Consider the following 22,297-nt stretch of genomic DNA (forward strand, 5'->3'; position numbering starts at 1 on the left):
TACCACGCTTATTTTTTTAATTTAGTGGGGTTTTGTCCCAGCCTCATCTTTTTTTACACAATAGAAAAAAAGTATAAAACTTTAGGCTTTATCGTATAAGAAAATATAATGGTGTTAAGGGGGAGTTTATATGCGAGTAGAAACGAAGCAGCTTGTTCCTGGTTGTATATTGCTTCGTGATGTGAAGGGGAAATCGAATCGACCAATCATTCCAAAAAATACGGTGCTTACAGAAGAACATAGGATTATTTTAGGCAAATTTTTAGTTGATACGGTCGAAGTTGCGTCGAAGTTAGCAGATGGCAAATGCTTTGGGCCAGAACAAGACGAAGCAAAAGAAAATAAGACTTCTTTAGAGTTAGAGGCACATTATCGCTATGTTATTAAGCGATATAGAGAACTCTTTGACAAATGGCGAAACGGGGCTAATGTAGACATTATAGTGGTACGTGAACTTTTACTGCCATTATTGGAAAGAATGGATGAGATTGAAAAATCGGTTTATAAACTTCATCATTATGCAAACAAAGAAGATTATTTTTACCATCACCATATAGCGGTTGCTATGCTATCGGCTTACCTAGGCTATAAAATGGATTATGCGAAGGGAGAATGGCTGCAAATCGGCTTAGGCGGATTTTTGAGCGATTCCGGTATGGCCCGTATTGACCAACCGATTATTCAAAAACAATCCAAACTTACGGAAAAAGAAATGGAACAAATAAAAAAACATCCGATGTATTCGTATCGATATGTAGAAAAGTTGCCAGCCTTAAAAGAAGAAGTAAAACAAGCTATCTTACAGCATCATGAACGGATGGACGGGAGTGGCTATCCACTTGGACTCAAAAAAGACAAAATTAATCGCTTTGCCCGAATAATAGCTGTTTCTGATACGTACCATGCGATGACATCTGAGCGATTATATAAAACCAAGCAATCCCCATTTCGTGTTGTTGAAGTGTTGAGAAAAGAACAATTTAGCAAGCTGGATCCTGAAATAGTACAACATTTTATTAAGGGGTTGGCTAGTTTTTCCATTGGTACCAAGGTGAAACTATCTAATCAGCAAATTGGTGAAATAGTCTTTACCGATGAACAAAAACCAACGCGTCCAATGATTCGATTAGATGAAAACAAGCAAATTATCTCCTTAGAAAATCATCCACAGCTGTTTATTGAAGAAATATTGTAATGGAGCACTCTCTATTTACTGTTACCTGTCTGCTGCCATAGCTCATGTGCCAATAAAGAGGGGATTTTATGAGCTGTGATTTGTAAAAAATGTAAAATAAACGGAAAGTCTATATCTGGTTTGTTAACAAATAAATCCCCCCACCACTCCGTTTCATAGCGGCATAGCATACTTAGGTTGTACAGCAGCAGATAATGGATCATTACTTCATGAATTGGTAAAAAGTTTTCCCTATCTAACGGGAAATATAATTCTTTCGTTTGCTGATGCATAAAGAAAGGTCCATTAGCTTCGGTGATTGGATAAGCTACCTCCATACGAATCATCTGTTTATCTATATCTACGTATTTGATAGGAGGAAGATAAGCTTCCACTCGACGAATAAATGCCTGATCAGTAAGATGATAATTATCTAACAGGTTAACCGGGAACTCTAAAAGCGGTGAATATTGTTTTCCAACAACGATCAATTTTGCTTGATTTTGAAAAATAAATAATGGATTTATTTCTGGTATGAGCGCTAATAACCCTTGCATTGTACGCTTTGTAAATGGAACAGGCTGCTTGTATAAATGTTCACAGAAATAAGGGAAAAGCCCATTATGCTGCACTTTTATTTCATCATTCATAAATGAATAATTCTTTTTTTTTCGTTTTCTTGCAGTAACGCCATGAGCTAATAGACTCGTTGATTCAGGATAATTTGGACGTTTCGTTAATAAACAAGCCTTAATTAGATGGATCATCCCGTAATAGTAAAGAATCGGCTGCATAAATGGTTCTGTTTGCTCACCTTGACGATAAAAATGAATGCCGTGATCTAAGTAATACATAAATGCATTACAGTTTTCATAGCTTTTTATTTCGGCATCTTCGTCCTCTAGTTGTGTATAACAATGATATAAAAATGTTTGTGCTGTTTGTTGTGACTGTAAGTAAGACATAAATAAATAAGCTATATCCATGGTAATGACCTCATAACTATAAAAATATTTAGAATCGAATTACTTTTTAATTCCAGTGAAATCAACTTGAAAAACCTAATAGGTTGGCGTATTGTATATAAAAATAGATGTATTACTAGTGTATGCAAGTACGAAATTACCATACATGGAGTAATGTACGGAAAAACATCACAGCTTAAGTAAGTAACCAAAAATAAAGAGGAGGATAAGCATGCGCAAGGACAAATTTGTAAAAGAAGGATTAACCTTTGACGATGTGTTATTAGTTCCTGATAAATCAGAGGTATTACCAAAGGATGTTGATGTCAGTACGCAGTTAACAGAGAACATCAAGTTGAATACTCCACTTCTCAGTGCAGGAATGGATACTGTTACAGAAGCGTCGATGGCCATCGCTATGGCTCGCCAAGGTGGAATTGGTATTATTCATAAGAACATGTCCATAGAGGAGCAGGCTGAGCAAGTAGACCGAGTAAAACGATCGGAAAGCGGTGTTATTACAAACCCATTTTTTTTAACACCGGAACACCAAGTATATGATGCTGAACATTTGATGGGGAAATTTCGTATATCAGGTGTGCCTATTGTAAACAACATTGAGGAGAAAAAGCTTGTAGGTATTTTAACAAATCGAGATCTCCGCTTTATCCAGGATTATTCCATATCCATTTCTGATGTGATGACGAGTGAAAATTTAGTGACAGCACCGGTTGGTACAACACTTACGGAAGCCGAAAAAATCCTTCAACAATACAAAATTGAAAAACTGCCATTAGTAGATGAGGACGGCATTTTAAAAGGGCTTATTACAATTAAGGATATTGAAAAAGTTATCGAATTTCCGAATGCTGCCAAAGATACACAAGGAAGGCTACTTGTAGGTGCTGCTGTCGGAGTTACTGCTGATGCAATGAAACGAATCGAAAAGCTAGTTGAAGCAGGTATTGATGTTATTGTAATTGATACAGCTCATGGTCACTCAAAAGGCGTCATTGATCAGGTGAAGGCGGTTCGTAAAGCCTACCCAAATTTAGATATTATTGCAGGTAATGTCGCTACTAGTGAAGCAACGACGGCTTTAATTGAAGCAGGTGCATCGATTGTTAAAGTCGGTATTGGCCCTGGATCTATTTGTACGACCAGAGTAATCGCGGGTGTCGGTGTTCCGCAAATTACAGCTGTATATGATTGTGCAAGAGCTGCTGCTGAATACAATGTACCTGTCATTGCAGACGGTGGCATTAAATACTCTGGAGATATTGTGAAAGCACTAGCTGCAGGAGCACATGCTGTTATGCTTGGTAGTATATTTGCAGGAGTTACAGAAAGCCCCGGGGAAACTGAAATTTATCAAGGAAGACAATATAAAGTTTATCGTGGAATGGGATCAGTTGGTGCGATGAAGGCAGGCTCAAAAGATCGTTATTTCCAAGAAGATGCAGAAACGAAAAAGCTCGTTCCAGAGGGAATTGAAGGGCGCGTTGCTTATAAAGGCCCTCTAGCAGATACCGTTCATCAATTAGTCGGAGGATTACGTGCTGGAATGGGATATTGTGGTACAAATACAATTGATGAATTGCGCAATAATAGTCGTTTTATCCGAATTACCAACGCCGGATTAAGAGAGAGTCATCCGCATGATGTTCAAATTACGAAAGAAGCTCCAAACTATATTGTGTAAAGACGCTCTCTTTTTGAGCCCTTCATAATGGGTAACTTTACCTTTAATATTGTAGTTAATTTGCTTACCTGTTTGTTAGATTCTTTATTACACTATAGGAAAGTATAAAACTTTAGGCTTTATCCCGTATGTAAGGTGCCGTAAGTTTCCCACTTCAAGACCAGGGTTTGTGCAAAGAGTCAAAGTGGGAGAAAACGGCACCTAAATGCCCGATTGGTTCAAGGGCCTTTAGGTCATACCCTTGTGGTACTAACATTCAGTAGGAGAAGGAAGAAAACTCCTACTGAATGAAGTTTCACTTTATCGTATAAGAAAACAATAACTGTCGCCATAAAGACTTGGCGATAAGCCAAGTCTTTATGTATATGAAGTTCCGTGTTTTACAACAGTTTGCCATGCAATTCTTGTAACTTGTACTAGTAAGTATAAGAAAATATTAGATGGGGTGTTAATCCCGTCTATTTTTTTATTATTTTATATGGTAAAATAACTAAGTGCACTTTCATAAAGAATAAATGTGCATAAATAGACATAGAGGTTAAACTACAGGGTGGAGGTACAAGAAGGTGAAACATATTTTTAAAAAGAGTTTCGTATTTTTTCTAGCAGCAGCAGTTGTCATGCTGACCATATTATCGCAGCCATATCAATTACAGGCTGCAGAAGTAGAACTAGAAGCAGAATCTGCAATCTTAGTAGATGCAAATACAGGTAAAATTTTATTTTCCAAAAATGCAGATAAAGCACTTCCCCCAGCTAGTATGACCAAAATGATGACAGAATATCTTGTATGGGAAGCGGTCGAAAAGGGTCAAATCAGCTGGGATACAACAACACAGATTAGCGACTATCCATACAGTATTTCTGCGGATTCTACTTTTTCAGGAATTGGATTAAAACAATCTAAAGATTATACAGTAAAAGATTTGTACCATGCGATGGCGCTTATTTCTGATAATGCAGCTACGATTGCCTTAGCTGAACTGATTGCAGGTTCAGAAGGTGAATTCGTAAAAATGATGAATAAAAAGGGAAAAGAAATGGGGCTTCCGGATTTTAAATTCGTTAACTCCACAGGGATTGAAAATAAATCGTTAGGAGATAATTACCCTAAAGGAACAGATCCTAATGGGACCAATCTTCTTTCGGCAGAATCTGCTGCGTTATTGGCTTATCACTTAATTAATGATTATCCAAAGGCTTTGGAAATATCCAGTAAACCAACAGCAACATTTGATGGAAAAGAACTTCGAAACTTAAATTATATGTTGTCGCATAATACAACATTTTTTAAGCAGTTTTATTATGAAGGTGTTGATGGATTAAAAACAGGCTTTACGGATTTAGCTGGTTACAGTTTTACAGGGACTGCCAAAAAAGGGGATCGTCGATTAATTTCTGTCGTCATGAAAACAAAAAGTGAAAAGAAACGCTTTGAGCAGACTGCTAAACTATTAGACTTTGGCTTTCAGAACTTTGAGAATACTAAGTTATTCCCAGCAGGATATCAATTAAAAGACAAGACATCTTTACCAGTTGCTAAAGGAAAAGAAGATAGAGTAAGTATTTCCCTTGGTGAAGCATTCATTCTGCCGATTAAACCGGATGAAAAAGATATGTATCGCATAGAATACAAGATTGATAAAGACAAGCTGGATAAAGAAGGAAAACTAAAGGCACCAATTAAAAAAGGTGAAAAAGTTGGAGTAGCCAAGCTTACGTATAAAGGCGAAAATGACTATGGATATATTGTAAATGATAGTAAGAGTACGGTAGATATTGTAACAGATCAGGCAGTGGAAAAAGCAAACTGGTTTATGCTTACAATGAGCGCAATTGGTGATTTTTTTGCTGATTTATTCCATACAGTGGTAGACTGGGTTAAAGGACTATTTTAAATAAATCTTTAGGGGGAGTTTTCAGTGTCTAATATAGGAACAGACCGTGTTAAACGAGGAATGGCTGAAATGCAAAAAGGCGGCGTTATTATGGACGTTGTCAATGCAGAGCAAGCAAAGATAGCTGAAGAAGCAGGAGCAGTTGCTGTCATGGCACTAGAGCGCGTACCTTCTGATATTCGAGCAGCTGGTGGTGTAGCTCGAATGGCTGACCCAACGATCACTGAGGAAGTATTAAATGCTGTATCCATTCCTGTCATGGCAAAAGCACGTATTGGCCATATTACAGAAGCTCGTGTATTAGAAGCAATGGGTGTTGACTATATTGACGAAAGTGAAGTGTTAACCCCTGCGGATGATATATACCATATTAATAAATCAGACTTTACTGTACCATTTGTTTGCGGATGCCGTAATCTTGGCGAAGCAGCACGCCGTATTGGTGAAGGTGCTTCCATGTTGCGTACGAAAGGTGAGCCTGGAACTGGTAATATTGTTGAAGCCGTTCGGCATATGAGACAAGTACAATCAGAAATCCGTATGCTAACTGCAATGTCACGAGATGAAGTGATGACATATGCCAAGGAGATCGGTGCTCCATTTGAACTATTGCTTGAGATACGTAAAGAAGGTCGCTTGCCGGTAGTAAACTTTGCTGCAGGTGGAATTGCAACCCCTAGTGATGCCGCATTGATGATGGAGTTAGGAGCAGATGGAATATTTGTTGGTTCTGGTATTTTTAAATCATCCAATCCAGCTAAATATGCGAAAGCAATTGTGGAAGCAACAACACATTACAAAGATTATAAATTAATAGCTGAACTATCTAAGGATCTAGGTGAGGCTATGAAGGGGATCGAAATGAGTACACTAGAAGCTCATGATCGTATGCAAGATCGGAGCGAGTAAGAAAGAAGGAATTTTTTATGACGACCATCGGTGTACTTGCCTTACAAGGCGCTGTTCGCGAGCATATTCGAGCTGTGAGAGCATGTGGCGCTGAGGCAGTTGAGATAAAACAAAAAGAACAGCTGGCAGAAATAGATGGTTTAATCTTACCTGGCGGCGAGAGTACAACCATTAGGCGATTAATCGACAGTTACGGTTTTATTGACCCGATTCGGGATTTTGCCGACCAAGGAAAGCCGATCTTTGGTACATGTGCGGGTATGATCTTAATGGCTAAAGCTATTGAAGGACAAGCTCAAGCTCATCTTGGATTAATTGATATGACAGTTGCTCGTAACGCTTTTGGTCGTCAGGTGGCAAGCTTTGAAGCAGAATTAGAAATAACAGGTATTGCCAATGATTTTAATGCTGTATTTATTCGTGCTCCTTACGTAACAAAAGTAGGAACAGCTGTTGAAGTGCTTGCAACGTATCATGATCATATTGTGGCAGTTCGCCAAGGTCCATTTTTGGCAACCGCTTTTCATCCAGAATTGACGGATGATCAGCGACTATTGGCTTATTTCATAACCATGGTGGAAGAGGTTTCGTAAATTTATTGGCGATAGTTGCATAAGCATAAAAAATCGGTTATGATAGAAGATAATAATAAAAAGTGATGACAGGAAGCAGTAATAGTAATGTCTCTCCAAGAGAGTCGATGGTTGGTGTGAATCGATGTGAGACAGCTATGAATCCGTCCTTAAGCTGGTTTATTGAATTCTTTGGATAGTAAATAAACCCGGTTTGCGTACCGTTACAACATGAAGCCGGAAGAATATGTATTCTTCAATCAGGGTGGCAACGCGGGAATTATACTCTCGTCCCTATTTTTAGGGACGGGAGTTTTTTGATTTGTTAAGAAAAATAAAGGAGGAACGAGTATATGCTGGATATGAAATATTTACGTAATCATTTGGAAGAAGTAAAGCAAAAATTACAGCATCGAGGAGAGGATTTATCCGAGCTCCATCGGTTTGGCGACCTTGATGAAAAACGACGTCAGCTTATTGCCGATACGGAGCAATTAAAAGCAAAGCGAAATGAAACGTCGAAGCAAATCTCTGTATTAAAACGGGAAAAGAAAGATGCTGAACCGGCAATTAAAGCGATGCGCGAAGTTGGTGATGAAATTGCCAGACTAGATAAGGAATTGAAGGAATTTAATGATGAGCTGGAACATATTATGCTCTCTATCCCGAATATCCCTCATGAAAGTGTACCAATTGGGGAAGATGAAGAAGAAAATGTAGAAATACGGAAATGGGGAACCTTGCCACCATTTTCATATGAACCGAAACCGCATTGGGATATAGCTACTAATTTGGATATAGTCGATTTTGAACGTGCAGGTAAAGTAACTGGCAGCCGATTTGTATTTTATAAAGGGTTAGGATCACGTTTAGAACGGGCATTGTGGAATTTTATGTTGGATTTACATGTAGATGAGCATGGCTATGAGGAAATGTTGCCACCACAAATCATTAATCGAGCTAGTTTAACGGGGACCGGCCAATTGCCAAAGTTTGCAGAAGATGTATTTAAGCTGGAGGACTGGGATTATTTCTTGGCTCCTACAGCAGAAGTTCCTGTAACTAATTATTACCGAGACGAAATTTTAAAAGCAGATGATTTACCGAAAAAATATGCAGCATTTAGCAGCTGCTTCCGTTCTGAAGCGGGTTCTGCCGGAAGGGATACAAGAGGATTAATTCGTCAACATCAATTCAATAAAGTGGAGCTTGTCCACTTTGTTAAACCAGAAGACTCTTATGAAACGCTTGAAGCATTGACAAAACATGCAGAAAAGGTACTCCAGCTGTTAGAATTACCATATCGAGTGATGAGTATGTGTACAGGTGATTTAGGATTTACAGCCAGTAAAAAATATGATATTGAGGTATGGATTCCTAGTCAGCATACGTATCGGGAAATTTCTTCTTGCTCTAACTTTGAAGATTTCCAAGCGAGACGTGCTAATATTCGTTTCCGAAGAGAAGCTAAAGCAAAACCGGAATTTGTTCATACATTAAATGGTTCTGGTTTAGCAGTCGGCCGTACGGTAGCTGCTATTTTAGAAAACTACCAGCAAGAGGATGGTACGGTTATTATCCCTACTGCATTACGTCCATACATGGGTGGAAGGGAAATAATGAAATAAGGAAACATTTTTTTACACTATAGGAAAGTATAAAACTTTAGGCTTTATCCCGCATGTAAGGTGCCGTAAGACTCCTGCTTCAAGAGCCTTTAGTTGATACAAAGGGTCAAAGTAGGGGAAAACGGCACCTAAATGCCCGATAAGTTCAAGGGCCTTTAGGTCATACCCTTGTGGTACTAACATTCCGTGTAAAAAGCATTCCATGGAATGAAGTTTCACTTTATCCCGCATGTAAGGTGCCGTAAGATTCTCACTTCAAGAGCCTTTAGTTGATACAAAGGGTCAAAGTGGGAGAAAACGGCACCTAAATGCCCGATAAGTTCAACTAACATTCCGTGTAAAAAGCATTCCACGGAATGAAGTTTCACTTTATCGTATAAGAAAAACGACAGCTTTCGCTAAAGACTTGGCGACAAGCCAAGTTTTTTTCTGAAAAAGTATTTGACAGAAAGTAAAAACAGTAGTATCCTAATAGACATTATAATAAGTTCATAACGTAAAGCTTCTTATGAAGAGAGGTGGAGGGAATTGGCCCTAAGAAACCTCGGCAGCGGACTATCTTTATAGTACTGTGCCAAATCCAACAAGCATATATGCTTGAAAAATAAGAAGAGAGCGCCATAAATTGCAAATCTCTTCTTATTACAAATAAGGAGGGATTTTTCTTTTTTACACTAGATAAGCATCTTCGCGCAAGAATTAATTTCATCATATCCGTTTTGTTTAACAAGGGATAAAAATTGCTTTCGAGCTAATAAGTTTAGAAAGCGGATTGTACGTAAGTTAACAACTTAAGCAACAGAAACGAGTTATTTTACCGGATTTTTTGAATATTATTATAAGAATCAAATACTTCTTATCGAGAGAGGTGGAGGGACTGGCCCGAAGAAACCTCGGCAGCGGACTATTCTATAGTACTGTGCCAAATCCAGCAAGCATTAGCTTGAAAGATAAGAAGAGGAGTTATTGCAAATGCCTCTTCTTATGGAAGGGGCATTTTTTTATACTGTAGGAAGGTATAAAGCTTTAGGGTTTATCCCGCATGTAAGGTGCCATAAGACTCCCACTTCAAGACCTGAATTGATACAAAAGGGTCAAAGTGGGAAACGGCACCTAAATGCCCGATTGGTTCAAGGGCCTTTAGGTCATACCCTAGTGGTACTAACATTCCGTGTAAAAAGCATTCCACGGAATGAAGTTTCACTTTATCCCGCATGTAAGGTGCCGTAAGTTTTCCGCTTCAAGACCTGATTTCATACAAAGGGTCAAAGCGGGAGAAAACGGCACCTAAATGCCCGATTGGTTCAAGGGCCTTTAGGTCATACCCTAGTGGTACTAACATTCTGTGTAAAAAGCATTCCACGGAATGAAGTTTCACTTTATCGTATAAGAAAAACGATCATTTTCGCCATAAAGACTTGGCGACAAGCTAAGTTTTTTAATGTCATAGCAAGATAAACGGATGTGTAAAATCTAGATAGGTTTTACGTCAAGAGGTTTGTCGCTAGTTTGCTAAAGAAAATAATTAGGGAGTGAGATGGTGATTACATTTGATCATGTAACAAAAATTTATGAAGGGATACAGCAGCAAGTAACAGCATTAGATGATGTAAACTTGCATATTGACAAAGGAGAGATCTATGGCGTTATCGGATTTAGTGGTGCGGGGAAAAGCTCACTGATTCGCTGTGTTAATTTACTAGAACGACCGACATCCGGAAAGGTGGTAGTGGACGGCAAGAACATATTACATCTTTCTTCTAAGAAATTAAGAGAGGCAAAACGAAAAATTGGTATGATTTTTCAGCATTTTAATTTATTGAACTCCAAAAATGTTTATACAAATGTGGCAATGCCTTTATTATTAGCCAATGTTCCCAAGGAGGAAGTAAAAAAACGGGTTACCGAGCTGTTAGCATTTGTTGGCTTAGCGGATAAGGCAAAAACTTACCCAAATCAGTTATCGGGTGGCCAAAAGCAGCGTGTAGGGATTGCACGAGCATTAGCAACCAAACCAAAAATACTTTTATGTGATGAAGCAACCTCTGCATTGGATCCAGAAACGACACAGTCCATTTTAAAATTATTAAAAAAAATCAATGAAGAGTATCATGTCACTATTTTGATGATTACTCATGAGATGGGCGTTATTCGTGAAATATGTGATAAGGTAGCGGTCTTGGATAAGGGAAGAGTGATTGAAACAGGCAGTGTATTTGACGTTTTTTCACAGCCAAAAACAGCTATTACACGTAATTTTGTCCGTTCTGTCATGCATGACAATATACCGGAGTCGATCTTTCAATTAATTAGACAACAAGGTGATGGCAGTCAACTATACCGAATCAGTTTTGTCGGAAAATCAGCAGGTGAACCACTATTATCACAAATTGCTAAACAATATACCGTCGATGTCAATGTTCTATTTGGCAGTATTACAGAGCTTCAGGGGATTCCTTTTGGCAACTTGATTGTTCAGTTTTCGGGAGAGGAAAAAGAAATAAATCGTGCCATCATGCATATTCATCAGCAGAAAGTGACGATAAAGGAAGTGTTAGTAGATGTTAGTTGACGAGAAAGAAATAATCCAAGCATTATGGGAAACAATTGTCATGGTAGGTGTATCTTTAATCTTTTCTTTTATTATCGGTCTCGTTTTAGGAATTTTATTAGTTGTGACACGAAAAGGGCATTTATGGGAGAATAAATTTATTTTTACGGCTTTAAACACAGTCATAAATATTTTCCGTTCCATACCATTTATTATTCTAATGGTAGCATTCATCCCTTTTACAAGATTAATTGTAGGAACATCGATTGGAACAGCTGCTGCTATTGTACCAATGGTTTTATTTGCTGGACCATATATAGCCCGTTTAATCGAGAATTCATTATTAGAGGTGGACCCTGGAGTGATGGAAGCAGCACAAGCAATGGGAGCAACGCCATGGCAAATTATGATGCGTTTTTTAATTCCGGAAGCACTTAGTTCATTACTATTAGGGATAACTATTGCAACAATTGGTTTAGTTGGCGCTTCGGCAATGGCGGGTGCTGTTGGCGGTGGCGGACTTGGCGACTTAGCAATTACTTATGGATATCAACGCTTTGATACGGTTGTTATGGTAATTACAGTTGGTATTCTGATCATTATGGTACAAAGTTTGCAATCAATTGGCAATTTCATTGCTAAAAAAGTCAGAAGAAGATAAAAAGAGGAGCGAAACAACATGAAAAAAATCGTATTTATCTTTTCATTATTATTAGCTGCAGTTTTGATTACTGCTTGTTCTAAAAGTGAAGCAACTTCTACAGTCAAAGTGGGAATCAGTGGCTCAGATACGACGATTTGGGATTATGTAGCAAAAAAAGCGAAAAAGGAAGGAATTAATGTAGAAATCGTTCGTTTTTCAGATTATGTACAGCCAAATTTAGCATTAGCTGAAGGTGAAATTGATGCCAATTCGTTTCAAACGATATCTTACTTTGAAAATTTCATTAAAGAGCATGATTTAGACTTAGCGCCAATTGCAACAACGGTTATTGCACCAATGGGGTTATATTCCGAAAAGCATGACAGTCCTGAGGATATTCCTGACGGCGGAACAATCGCCTTAGCGAAGGAAACGACGAATATGGGAAGAGGATTGTTACTTCTTGAGGATGCTGGGCTGATTAAATTGGAAGAAGGTTTTGATGGTAACGGCTCATTAGACAAAATTGCAGAAAACCCAAAAAATCTTACGTTTGAATTATTGGTAGCGGGGCAAACGCCAAGAGTTCTTCCAGATGTCGATGCATCGATTATAAATAATGGGATAGCTGTTGATGCTGGCTTAAGTCCTTTAGGAGATTCAATTTATCATGAAGATGAGACGGCAACACCTTATGTAAACATCATAGCCGTTCAAGCTAAAGATAAAGATGATAAGTTGTTAAATAAACTGGTAAAAATTTATCAATCTGAGGATGTAGCTAATTTCATTAAAAAAGAACGTAAAGGAAATACAATTCCAACGTTTTTACCGTTAAGTGAGATTGGCTATTAATAAAAATTAAATGAGGTGAAGCAGATGTCTGTAGTGGTAAAAAAGATAGAGAAACTAAAACAGCAAATAGCAGAAAATATAGATGCTAATCAAGACAGATATATAGAAATAAGCCATACAATCCATGAAAACCCAGAGATCGGTAATCAGGAGGTATATGCAGCTAAAACATTAACGGATCTTTTGGTAGAGAAAGGCTTCGAAATCGAGTTGGATATCGCCGGACATCCAACGGCATTTATTGCCAAGCGGAAAGGAAAAAAGGACGGGTTAAAACTTGCTTTTTTAGCAGAATATGATGCTCTTCCAGAAATTGGGCATGCCTGTGGACATAATTTAATTGGAACAATAAGTATTGCAGCAGCAATTTCTTTAAGTAAGGTAATCGATGAAATCGGTGGAGAAGTAGTCGTATTCGGTACCCCAGCTGAAGAAGGCGGACCAAATGGAAGTGCAAAAGGAAGCTTTGTAAAGGCTGGATTAGTTGATCGTATTGATGCAGCTATCATGGTTCATCCCGGAGCAGATACAACATTGACTGGCCCTTCTTTAGCAGTAGATCCACTTGATTTTGAGTTTTTTGGTAAAGCAGCGCATGCATCAGCTCATCCAGAACAAGGAATTAATGCGCTGGATGGTGTAATCCAGCTTTTTAACGGAATCAACGCATTACGTCAACATGTTCCGAAAGATGTGCGGATTCATGGTGTTATTACCGATGGTGGCGATGCACCGAATGTTGTACCAGATTATGCGAAAGCGAGATTTTTTATTCGTGCTGCCACAAGAAGTACATTAAATCAAATCACAGAACGAATCAAAGCGATTGCCCAAGGTGCTGCTTTAGCAACGGGAGCGGAAGTGAAAATTACTGCATTTCAAAATGAAGTCGATAATTTTATTGTGAATCAAAACTTTGATGATCTCTTTAAACAGGAAGTAGAAACTTTGGGAGAGAAAGTACTTTCAGTAGAAAAAACAGCAATCGGATCAACAGATGCGGGGAACATTAGCCAAGTTGTTCCGACTATTCACCCTCATATAAAAATTGGTCCAAGTGATTTAATAGGTCATACGGTCGCCTTTCGTGAAGCAGCTAAGTCAAAACAAGCTGATCAGGCTTTACTCATAGCAGCAAAGGCCGCTGCTTTTACTGCATTAAAACTTATTACGGATGAGGAAGCGTATAAACGTGTTCGACGTGAGTTTCAGGAAAGGACAATTGCAAATTAGCGTATGCTAATAACTTGATAACTTACTAGAAATGTCACAATGATATATAGCTTTCTTTGTTATCAGTAATTTCTTAGAAACTCAATTTCTTGCCCTTGTATAACCTCTCCATGATGTAGTGTGGAGAGGTTGGTTATTTTATCATCCGAACTGAATCGAAGTGGAAAACAATTGAAACCACTTCTTTTGCTAATCGTATATAATGATGAGTAACCATTAAAGGGGGAATATTCGTGAAGCCGATAACAAAAAAGCGTACGAAGGCGTTGCTGCTTGATCTTACAATATCAAGTTTTGTAACACTTGGAGTTGAGCATTTTTTACGGAAAAAAGTCAAAAATGAAGCAGTTCATGTTTTCCTAACCCCAACAGTAGTCATGTGGGCTCTGGAATTTGTGCAATTACGGAAAAATGGTCAAACGATAGGTTATAAAAAAATGGGGCTCGTGCTTGAAAATGAAACTGGTTCAGCATTAACACCAGTTCAAATTTTAAAACGTATCGGATATAGAGATACATGGAGTACGATTGATTACTTAAAAAATCGAAAAGCATTTGAAAGTGAAGATGGGGCAATCCTCCCGCATGATCGATTTGCGAAAACAGTAGTAAAAGAACAGTAAAGTGAATATAAGTACGTGTTCAACAAGGAGGATAAAAAGGACAAAGGTCGGATAATTTCAAAACATCCTTGTTGAACGTCAACACTAGCATGTCCTAGCTAGTCGAAGTTGAGGACGACGTAGTTTCGGATAGCTTACTTGTACAGGAAGTGCTTACTTCTACGTTGCCCACAGGACGTGGGCACTTTTAGTAGAGGAACTTTGATTAGATACATGAACGCGAGCATTGCTCCTTTGAGAATCATCTCTACTCACTTTTCCAATAGTACAGAAACAAGACAATAAAGAAAACGTGGCTAGTGGCAAGCAGAGTGTAGAGGATGGCCAAGTTGCACTTATACATAGTACTTTAAAATTTTTAACTATGTTGAATGAATTTTCGTTATAATTTTATATGTTCTAAAGTACAAAAGAATTCGAAGTGTCCTTATTGCTGGACTTTAATAAACAATCTTATAAGTTTTAAGTTTAGGCAATTTTATTGCATGTTATAGTTAGACAAGGAATATAATATAACCTGAGGACATAACATAATGAAATAAGTTTTCTCTCTTGCAACTGAATGGGGATATTTCAGTAAGAGAGAGCGAATATTTCAGCGATAATATGGTATTGTAAATAGTGGCGATTAGAAGGAAAAATAAAACCTTTTTCTAAAAAATATTTACAATTGACAAGCATATTGAAACCATGGTATATTATATCTTGTCGTCACGGAGGTATACCCAAGTCTGGCTGAAGGGATCGGTCTTGAAAACCGACAGGGGTGTAACAGCCCGCGGGGGTTCGAATCCCTCTACCTCCTCCATTTTATATTAGCGCATAAAATTTTGGAGATGAAAAAATCGTTACATCGTAGCGATTTTTTTTACTCGTTAAGGGCTTAAAAATGCTGTTTTATGGATGGCAATATGTTGTTTATTGGGACAAAGATCATAGTCACTTGACATTTTAGCGATTTGCGCATATAGTACATAATTAATAAAAATATTAAAAGCAATGACTAGGCTAGTAATACCATGTACGAACGAAAGAGAGTGGGATTCATCGGCTGAAAGGTCCCAACCGTAACCGGCAGGTATGAACCTACCTATGAGCTGTTAGTAAAAACTGGCCGCAGGTAATTCTGTGTTATCAATAAAAGCTGGGTATAGTATAACTATGCCAATATAGGTGGTACCGCGGAAAACTCTTTTCGTCCTTATATTTAGGGATAGAAAGGGTTTTTTTATTTGTGGCAACTTATATATGCTTCTACATGGCGAGGGATATCCTTTTAGCTTTGGTCTAGCCTAACTTAAGCGATCAAGCTATCCGTCTAAATTGGGTTATGCCGTCCGCCGGATTTATCTCATATCAAAAATCAAAAGCAAATTTTTGATATAGGAAAAACGTCCTTAAAATCCCCAAATTCTTTTGGGTGACAGGACAAAGTATGCTTCGATAGCAATACACCGCGGTTTTTCAAGGACAAGAAAGACTACGACAGCGATGCATCGCGATTTTTCAAGGAGAAAAGCACTTCTTGAATGAAGCTTCACTTTATCCTGTATGTAAGGTGCTGTAAGACTATCCTTTAAGATTATAGAGGAATACAGAGAAGTCTGAATTGGATAACGGCATCTAAATGCCCGATTGGTTCAAGGGCCTTTAGGTCATACCTTTAAGGTACTAACATTCCGTGTAAAAAGCGCGTTCCACGGAATGAAGTTTCTCTTTATCTTGTTAGAAGCTCGCCAGTTTGTCGTTGCTAACCAGCGTTTACGCTTTGTTCGTCTTATGAAGAAGTGTTGAAGGAGGAGTAAAATATGAATAAATATATTGCATTTATTGGTGCTGGATCGATTGCTGAGGCAATTATTGCCGGTTTAGTTCGATCCGGAATTATCGATAAAAGCCAACTAATGGTAACAAATCGCAATAATTATGAGAGACTCCAACAATTGAAGGAACGTTATCAGATAAACATTATATATGATAAGGAAGAATTAATTAAACATTCCGATATTATTTTTTTAGCTGTTAAACCGAATGATATGGAACAGGCAATCCAGCCTATCAAAAAATACTTGAGGAGCGAGCAATTAATTATTTCTGTGACAGCAGGTGTGTCAACGACTGCGATTCAAGAATTTGCCGGTTTAACTATCCCTATTATTCGAGCAATGCCAAACACGTCAGCTTCCATCGGCTATTCTGCAACAGCTTTATGCACAGGTACTTATGCAAAAGAAGAACATCTAAAAGTAGGTGAACAATTATTTAACACGATCGGGACGACGGTAGTAGTTGATGAAGCCGAAATGCATTTGGTTACGGGGCTTTCTGGCAGTGGTCCAGCATATATTTATTATGTAGTGGAAGCAATGGAAAAAGCTGCTGTAGAGGCTGGAATGGATGAAAAGACAGCGAAGCAATTAATTAACCAAACAGTACTCGGAGCTGGAGAGATGCTGAATCAATCGGAAGAAACAGCTGCGGAATTACGCAAAAAGATTACGAGCCCAGCCGGAACCACAGAGGCAGGAGTTCATATTTTAGAGCAAAATAATTTTCAAAACATGGTAGTAGATTGTATATATGCAGCTAGAGACCGATCCATAGAATTGGGAAAGTGATTTTTACCGCATACGAAGTAATAAACAGCTGTGGTAAGGAAAAATGGCGGTTCCGTAGAGATTTTTATCCTGCATCTAAGGTGCCTAGGGCTTCTATTTCAAGAATGCAAAGAGGTCTAAGTGTAGGTAACGGCACCTAAATGCCCGATTCGTTCGGGGTGATAGGATAAGAGAGACTGCTTAAGTAGGCATCGCACCTTGAAAAAGCATTCTTCTTTTTCAAGGACTAAAGAAAACTTCGAAGCTATACATGGAGGTTTTTCAGGGCACGTGTGTTTTAGCCTTTTTAATTAGTGAAAAATGAAAGAAAAGCTCTACTGCATGAAGATTCATTTTATAAGTATTTTGAAAGAATTCATATAGTTTTCTATAAGTTTTTAGAATGACAAAGAAGCTCCTAAAAAAATGGCGACGTTATTATCCGTTGCCGTTTTTTAAGGAGCAAATTTTATAACTGAGCAGGAACTAGTGTTATACAAGCGATTATGAAGCTGCTCTAGAATCCTACTAGATCATCAGTTCGGAAACTGGGTAATTGTTTCGTTTTCTTTAAATAATCATATAGATATTTCCACTGTCCCTACCTCCATTATCGGATGTTGCGATAATGATTTGATTGAATCATAATTATACCCGTTCTTGCGCTTTCCATTTTCGTGACTGTTCGATAAAATGTCCAATTCGCTCGAGAATCGGCTCAATCGATTTTTCCTGATTTATAACATCATAGTCAGAAATATTTATTCTAAGGATGGGGCAAGCATTAAAGTTATTGATCCATTCTTCATAACGGTTATACAATTCTTTCCAATAAGAAATGGGTGTATTTTTCTCCATTTCACGACCGCGTTTATGAATACGTTCAATGATCTCATCAAATGAACCTTCTAAATATATAAGTAAATCCGGATGAGGGAAATATGGCGTCATAACCATAGCTTCAAATAGGTTTGTATATGTTTCATAATCTGTTTTGGACATCGTTCCATTATCATAATGCATTTTCGCAAAAATGCCTGTATCCTCGTATATGGAGCGGTCTTGAATAAACCCGCCACCGTATTCAAAAATTTTCTTTTGTTCTTTAAACCGTTCTGCTAAAAAATAAATTTGCAGATGAAAGCTCCAACGTTCAAAATCCGCATAAAACTTCTCCAAATAAGGATTTGTATCTACTTTTTCGAACGACGTTTTAAATTTAAGGGCATTTGCTAATGCATGTGTCATTGTCGATTTACCAACACCGACGGTACCAGCAATTGTAATAATGCTATCATGTGGGATATTATATTTTTCTCTTGCCTTCATAATGATGTCTTTCCCTCTCTTAACTTTTTTTCTTATGTTTGTTGAAACTTATAAGGCAGCTGTTTCGAAATTTGCTCTATGATTTGATCCAAATGTTCCTGATAATAAACAAAGTCAACCTTATCACCATCAATTCGGATCACTGGAGTCGAAGGATATTCCTTCTCAAAATGATCCATAAACATTTCATAGTCCTGTGTAAGCTGTGCTAAATAGGAAGCTTGAATGTTTTGTTCCAATTTCCTTCCACGAAGCTCTATCCGTTTTAAAATAGTTTCCAGGCTCGCATGCAAATAAACGATTATATTTGGTGTAGGCATGTCCTTCGTTAAAATATTAAATATTTGTTCATATTTAAGAAATTTATCTTTAGGCAACGTCCGCTTTGCAAAAATCATATTTTTGAATATATGATAATCTGCAACGACTGGCTTATATTTACTTAAATAATCTCTTTCGATGTCTTCTAACTGCTTATAGCGATTGCATAAGAAAAACATCTCTGTTTGAAAGCTCCACTCCTCGATATTTTCATAAAACTTTCCTAAAAAAGGATTCTCCTCTACAATTTCCTTTAATAGATGAAATTGAAAATGTGCAGCTAATTTTTCAGCAAGGGAGGTTTTACCAATACCGATAGGCCCTTCAACTGCAATAAAAGGAATTTGTGACATTGCTTATTCCTCCAATCCATAACGAAACAGATGTATAATATTTTATCATACAAGCAAAGCGGAGACCATGTTAAATTTATCTAGTACTTTTCAAGTATGGCGGAATTTTGTATAATAGATAATGCTTGATAAATAACTAAAATAGTTTTAAGGAAAAGAAGAGAATTCCTATAACTAATCCTGATTAAATGCCCCCGTAGCTCAGGGGATAGAGCATCGGTTTCCTAAACCGTGTGTCGCAGGTTCGAATCCTGCCGGGGGCGTTAAATTGATATGACTGTAATTGTAGGTGGTGTGACTAACGTATACCTTACTATATGTCATACCTTAAAAAAGCATTAGTCGAATTAAAATGTACCCTTTGTAAAGGACATTTTAAAAAAAGACTATGCTACATTGAGAAGATGATTCCTATATTGAACAGGGGTCATCTTCTTTAAATTCCATTGGTATCTGTAGTTGTTGTAATAAGTCATATAACTCTTAACCTCACGTTTTAACTCAGCCAATGTCTCACAAGGTTTAATATATGTTTCATCTTTGAAGTGTCCAAAAAATGATTCCTGTGGTGCGTTATCCCAACAGTTTCCTCGTCTGGACATGGATTGACCTAAACCATATTTTTTAACCAGCTTTTGAAAGAGTGGGTTTGTATAATGGAATCCTTGATCCGAGTGTATGAAGGCGCCATCTGCCAACTTTACTTTTCTATTATTTTTCCACTTCAACAAAGTGTCTGTTGCGATATCCAAAGTAATACGGTCAGAAACGTCATACGCTAGTATTTCATTTGTTGAACCATCCTTAATCGTTGATAAATATGCTTTCTTACCCTTACCATAGAATAAGTAAGTAATATCTGTGAGTAATACTTTTCCAGGTACATTTTGTTTGAATTGGCGATTAAGTAAGTTAGGTAAAACAGTATGTTCTTTTGTTGCTTTTGCCATTCTTCGATATGGATTGGCTTTTCTTATGGGGCAAAAAATATTGTATTTCTTCATGATTCGTCGGATACGTTTTAGATTGTAGTTAAGGTTGAATTGACCCATTAACGTCATTTTAATTTGACGAGCTCCCTTTTTACGCTTTTTAAAGTTAAAGGCTTTTAATATATTCTTTTTAAGTAGTTTATCTTGTTCCTCCCGTGCTCTTCTTCGTTCTTGTGATTGTAACGAGAAATAATTATAATAACCAGAACGTGAAACCCCACAAATATCACATAGAAAACTTACCATATTTCGTAGATTGTACTTTTTTATGATAGAACGAATTAAAAGAAATTTCATTTCGACAGCACCTACTACTTGCTTCTCCCCAGCCCCCTTTCGATCATTTCTAACTTTTTTAATAACTCATTTTCAGCTCTTAACAATTGAACTTGAGCTTCTAATCGAACATTCTTTTCTTCTAACGTAAGTTCTTTCTGACGAGCCCTTCCGGAGATGTTTGAGCGTGAGTCACTAAGTCCCAATACCCCAGACTTCTTATAAGCAGTGCGCCATCTATTAGCTGTTTTTTTTACTCTGTCTTTACCTATGACTTCAATATCAAAGCCGTTCTCCTCAAAAATTTGACTTGGAAATTTTCCTTTTTCACTCTCTGAAATAAATAATCTCCTAAACTCATCTGTATAGGTAATTGCTTTATTACTTGCAGACTTTACATTAGGATTTACAAATAGGTCGTTCACTTCTTTTTCTGTAAAATACTTTTTAGTCATCATGATTCCCCAAATCCATTTTTCTTTGTTATTAACTTAAGTATACAAGAAAGAACCCTATAAAGTAGTCCTTTTTCAAAGTGTCTACTCTATAGGGTACATTTTAAATAAACTAGAGGTATTTTTTGCCCTCTTTCCTAATTAACGGGAAGGGGGTTTTTGCATTGTCGAAACTAGGTAAATTCATTATCAAACGGAGAACGGAAGCTCGGCTCACTTTCAGAAAAAAACTCAAGTTTGCATCGGACAGGCTATTTAGAAGAGGCGAAAAGAAAAGAATACATTAAAAAGGGTGTAGTTGGTCACATCCTCGCACAAATGGTTGATGAAAGGGGAGAAAAGGTTAACCTACCAAATAATTATGTTATCGGAGTCTTTGTTAAAGAAAAAGTGGTCGATTGGAGTGGTTGCTCACTCATTTAAAAATGATATTACTCTTGCGGCAATTCGTGGTAAATATATAAATTCTTTAGTGATTGACGAATTTACTGCTAAGAAAGTTTTGAATGCTGAAGGGTGACAGGTCAAATAAGTAAGGTTCAGTGCGTCTATAAAGCCGGATTTTATAATATCACTTATAATTCTTGATAGGACCTATTGATAGGATCATCATATTGTGCTTAAGTTAATAGGTTATAGTTTGAGGATACAAACTTGTCACTTCTATTCTGAGATGTTGTGTGTGATAACCTCAATTATCTACAAAATTAGGGGAGGCAAGTTTTTTATTGAAAACTGCCATGAAATCAATCAATACATAAGCTTTTAATAAAGAACTTTTGACAATTCGTTTAATGGAGGGGGTATAGGAAAAGGAAATGCCCCCAAGTCTGACTTGGAAAGGTGGGAAACCCTAAAGCCAGAAGACATGAAGGAAATATTCAATTTCTTTCTACTCATTTATTTAGGTTCATCTATTTGGATGTTAAGATTTTAATGTTACCTTGAACTATTTTTTTCAGAATGCAAAATAAATTATTTCGTCTGTTTTACACTAGATAGCTTTTTTGGTAAGCAAACATATCCTGATTTACCTTTCCTACATCCCCATACCCTGATTAGCCCAGACCTTAAAAGAGCCATTTTTCTTAATCTTATAAGCTTAAAAAAGCAATATACCTTCTTGACCCTTTTTAAAATTAAAAGTAATAGGACAAATAGATGCTTTTGCAGACAAATAATTAATACCCAAAGATGATTGAACAACTACTTATTCTACTG

17 protein-coding genes, 2 tRNA genes, 2 riboswitches and 1 other annotated feature are annotated in these 22,297 nt (G+C 37.3%); of the genes, 15 read left to right on the forward strand and 4 right to left on the reverse strand.

Features of this window, described 5'->3' with window-relative positions; translation table 11 throughout:
* Positions 1–130: 130 nt before the first annotated feature.
* Complete coding sequence (locus JNUCC74_RS00060; protein ID WP_454066472.1) at positions 131–1,195, forward strand: HD-GYP domain-containing protein; 1,065 nt, start codon at positions 131–133, stop codon at positions 1,193–1,195.
* Between the two features lie 11 nt (positions 1,196–1,206).
* Here the strand turns inward: JNUCC74_RS00060 and JNUCC74_RS00065 are convergent, their stop codons facing one another.
* A complete protein-coding gene (locus JNUCC74_RS00065; RefSeq protein ID WP_077318880.1) occupies positions 1,207–2,160 on the reverse strand; it encodes a YaaC family protein in 954 nt (317 codons plus the stop codon).
* Between the two features lie 211 nt (positions 2,161–2,371).
* Between JNUCC74_RS00065 and guaB the strand changes: the two genes are divergently transcribed.
* From guaB to proC, 12 genes are all read left to right on the forward strand, one after another.
* Positions 2,372–3,841: an IMP dehydrogenase gene (gene guaB / locus JNUCC74_RS00070; RefSeq protein WP_454066473.1), complete on the forward strand. Its 1,470-nt coding sequence runs from the start codon at positions 2,372–2,374 to the stop codon at positions 3,839–3,841.
* Between the two features lie 566 nt (positions 3,842–4,407).
* Positions 4,408–5,739, forward strand: coding sequence for a serine hydrolase (locus JNUCC74_RS00075; RefSeq protein WP_077318882.1), 1,332 nt, complete (start codon positions 4,408–4,410; stop codon positions 5,737–5,739).
* A gap of 24 nt (positions 5,740–5,763) precedes the next feature.
* On the forward strand, positions 5,764–6,648 hold the full coding sequence (gene pdxS, locus JNUCC74_RS00080; protein WP_454066474.1) for a pyridoxal 5'-phosphate synthase lyase subunit PdxS: 885 nt from the start codon (positions 5,764–5,766) through the stop codon (positions 6,646–6,648).
* Between the two features lie 17 nt (positions 6,649–6,665).
* The gene (gene pdxT, locus JNUCC74_RS00085; RefSeq protein ID WP_077318884.1) at positions 6,666–7,241 is read left to right on the forward strand and encodes a pyridoxal 5'-phosphate synthase glutaminase subunit PdxT; all 576 of its coding nucleotides are present in this window, start codon (positions 6,666–6,668) and stop codon (positions 7,239–7,241) included.
* Between the two features lie 56 nt (positions 7,242–7,297).
* Positions 7,298–7,519 (forward strand) — a binding site (T-box leader).
* Between the two features lie 54 nt (positions 7,520–7,573).
* Positions 7,574–8,848, forward strand: coding sequence for a serine--tRNA ligase (gene serS / locus JNUCC74_RS00090; protein ID WP_454066475.1), 1,275 nt, complete (start codon positions 7,574–7,576; stop codon positions 8,846–8,848).
* Between the two features lie 503 nt (positions 8,849–9,351).
* Positions 9,352–9,459: riboswitch (SAM riboswitch) on the forward strand.
* Between the two features lie 242 nt (positions 9,460–9,701).
* A riboswitch (SAM riboswitch) is annotated at positions 9,702–9,805 on the forward strand.
* Between the two features lie 583 nt (positions 9,806–10,388).
* Positions 10,389–11,420: a methionine ABC transporter ATP-binding protein gene (locus JNUCC74_RS00095; protein WP_454066476.1), complete on the forward strand. Its 1,032-nt coding sequence runs from the start codon at positions 10,389–10,391 to the stop codon at positions 11,418–11,420.
* Positions 11,410–12,060 carry a methionine ABC transporter permease gene (locus JNUCC74_RS00100; protein WP_454066477.1) on the forward strand — a complete coding sequence of 217 codons (651 nt, stop codon included), beginning with the start codon at positions 11,410–11,412 and terminating at the stop codon, positions 12,058–12,060. Before JNUCC74_RS00095 ends, JNUCC74_RS00100 begins: the two co-directional genes overlap by 11 nt.
* Before the next feature lie 18 nt (positions 12,061–12,078).
* Complete coding sequence (locus JNUCC74_RS00105) at positions 12,079–12,897, forward strand: MetQ/NlpA family ABC transporter substrate-binding protein (protein WP_454066478.1); 819 nt, start codon at positions 12,079–12,081, stop codon at positions 12,895–12,897.
* A gap of 24 nt (positions 12,898–12,921) precedes the next feature.
* Positions 12,922–14,130, forward strand: a complete 1,209-nt coding sequence (locus tag JNUCC74_RS00110; protein ID WP_454066479.1) for a M20 family metallopeptidase — start codon at positions 12,922–12,924, stop codon at positions 14,128–14,130.
* Positions 14,131–14,363: 233 nt separating this feature from the next.
* Positions 14,364–14,753 carry an RDD family protein gene (locus JNUCC74_RS00115; RefSeq protein WP_077317629.1) on the forward strand — a complete coding sequence of 130 codons (390 nt, stop codon included), beginning with the start codon at positions 14,364–14,366 and terminating at the stop codon, positions 14,751–14,753.
* A gap of 715 nt (positions 14,754–15,468) precedes the next feature.
* Positions 15,469–15,561 (forward strand) — tRNA-Ser (locus JNUCC74_RS00120).
* Between the two features lie 1,000 nt (positions 15,562–16,561).
* Positions 16,562–17,371, forward strand: a complete 810-nt coding sequence (gene proC, locus JNUCC74_RS00125; RefSeq protein ID WP_454066480.1) for a pyrroline-5-carboxylate reductase — start codon at positions 16,562–16,564, stop codon at positions 17,369–17,371.
* Between the two features lie 627 nt (positions 17,372–17,998).
* Here proC and JNUCC74_RS00130 read toward each other — a convergent pair.
* Together JNUCC74_RS00130 and JNUCC74_RS00135 are read right to left on the reverse strand one after the other, a co-directional pair.
* Positions 17,999–18,679, reverse strand: a complete 681-nt coding sequence (locus tag JNUCC74_RS00130; RefSeq protein ID WP_077317650.1) for a deoxynucleoside kinase — start codon at positions 18,677–18,679, stop codon at positions 17,999–18,001.
* 32 nt (positions 18,680–18,711) lie between these two features.
* Positions 18,712–19,353 carry a deoxynucleoside kinase gene (locus JNUCC74_RS00135; protein WP_454066481.1) on the reverse strand — a complete coding sequence of 214 codons (642 nt, stop codon included), beginning with the start codon at positions 19,351–19,353 and terminating at the stop codon, positions 18,712–18,714.
* 190 nt (positions 19,354–19,543) lie between these two features.
* Between JNUCC74_RS00135 and JNUCC74_RS00140 the strand changes: the two genes are divergently transcribed.
* Positions 19,544–19,616 (forward strand) — tRNA-Arg (locus tag JNUCC74_RS00140).
* A gap of 123 nt (positions 19,617–19,739) precedes the next feature.
* Here JNUCC74_RS00140 and JNUCC74_RS00145 read toward each other — a convergent pair.
* Positions 19,740–21,076 (reverse strand): IS3 family transposase gene (locus JNUCC74_RS00145; RefSeq protein WP_454066482.1). Its coding sequence is split into 2 segments (ribosomal slippage): positions 19,740–20,692 and positions 20,692–21,076, totalling 1,338 coding nucleotides; the frame shifts between segments, so codons are not numbered across the junction.
* A gap of 361 nt (positions 21,077–21,437) precedes the next feature.
* Here JNUCC74_RS00145 and JNUCC74_RS00150 point away from each other — a divergent pair.
* Entirely contained in the window at positions 21,438–21,596 is a 159-nt protein-coding gene (locus JNUCC74_RS00150; RefSeq protein ID WP_454067798.1) for a sugar-binding domain-containing protein, read from the forward strand.
* Positions 21,597–22,297: the final 701 nt, after the last annotated feature.

Source organism: Cerasibacillus sp. JNUCC 74 (genome assembly GCF_053667775.1).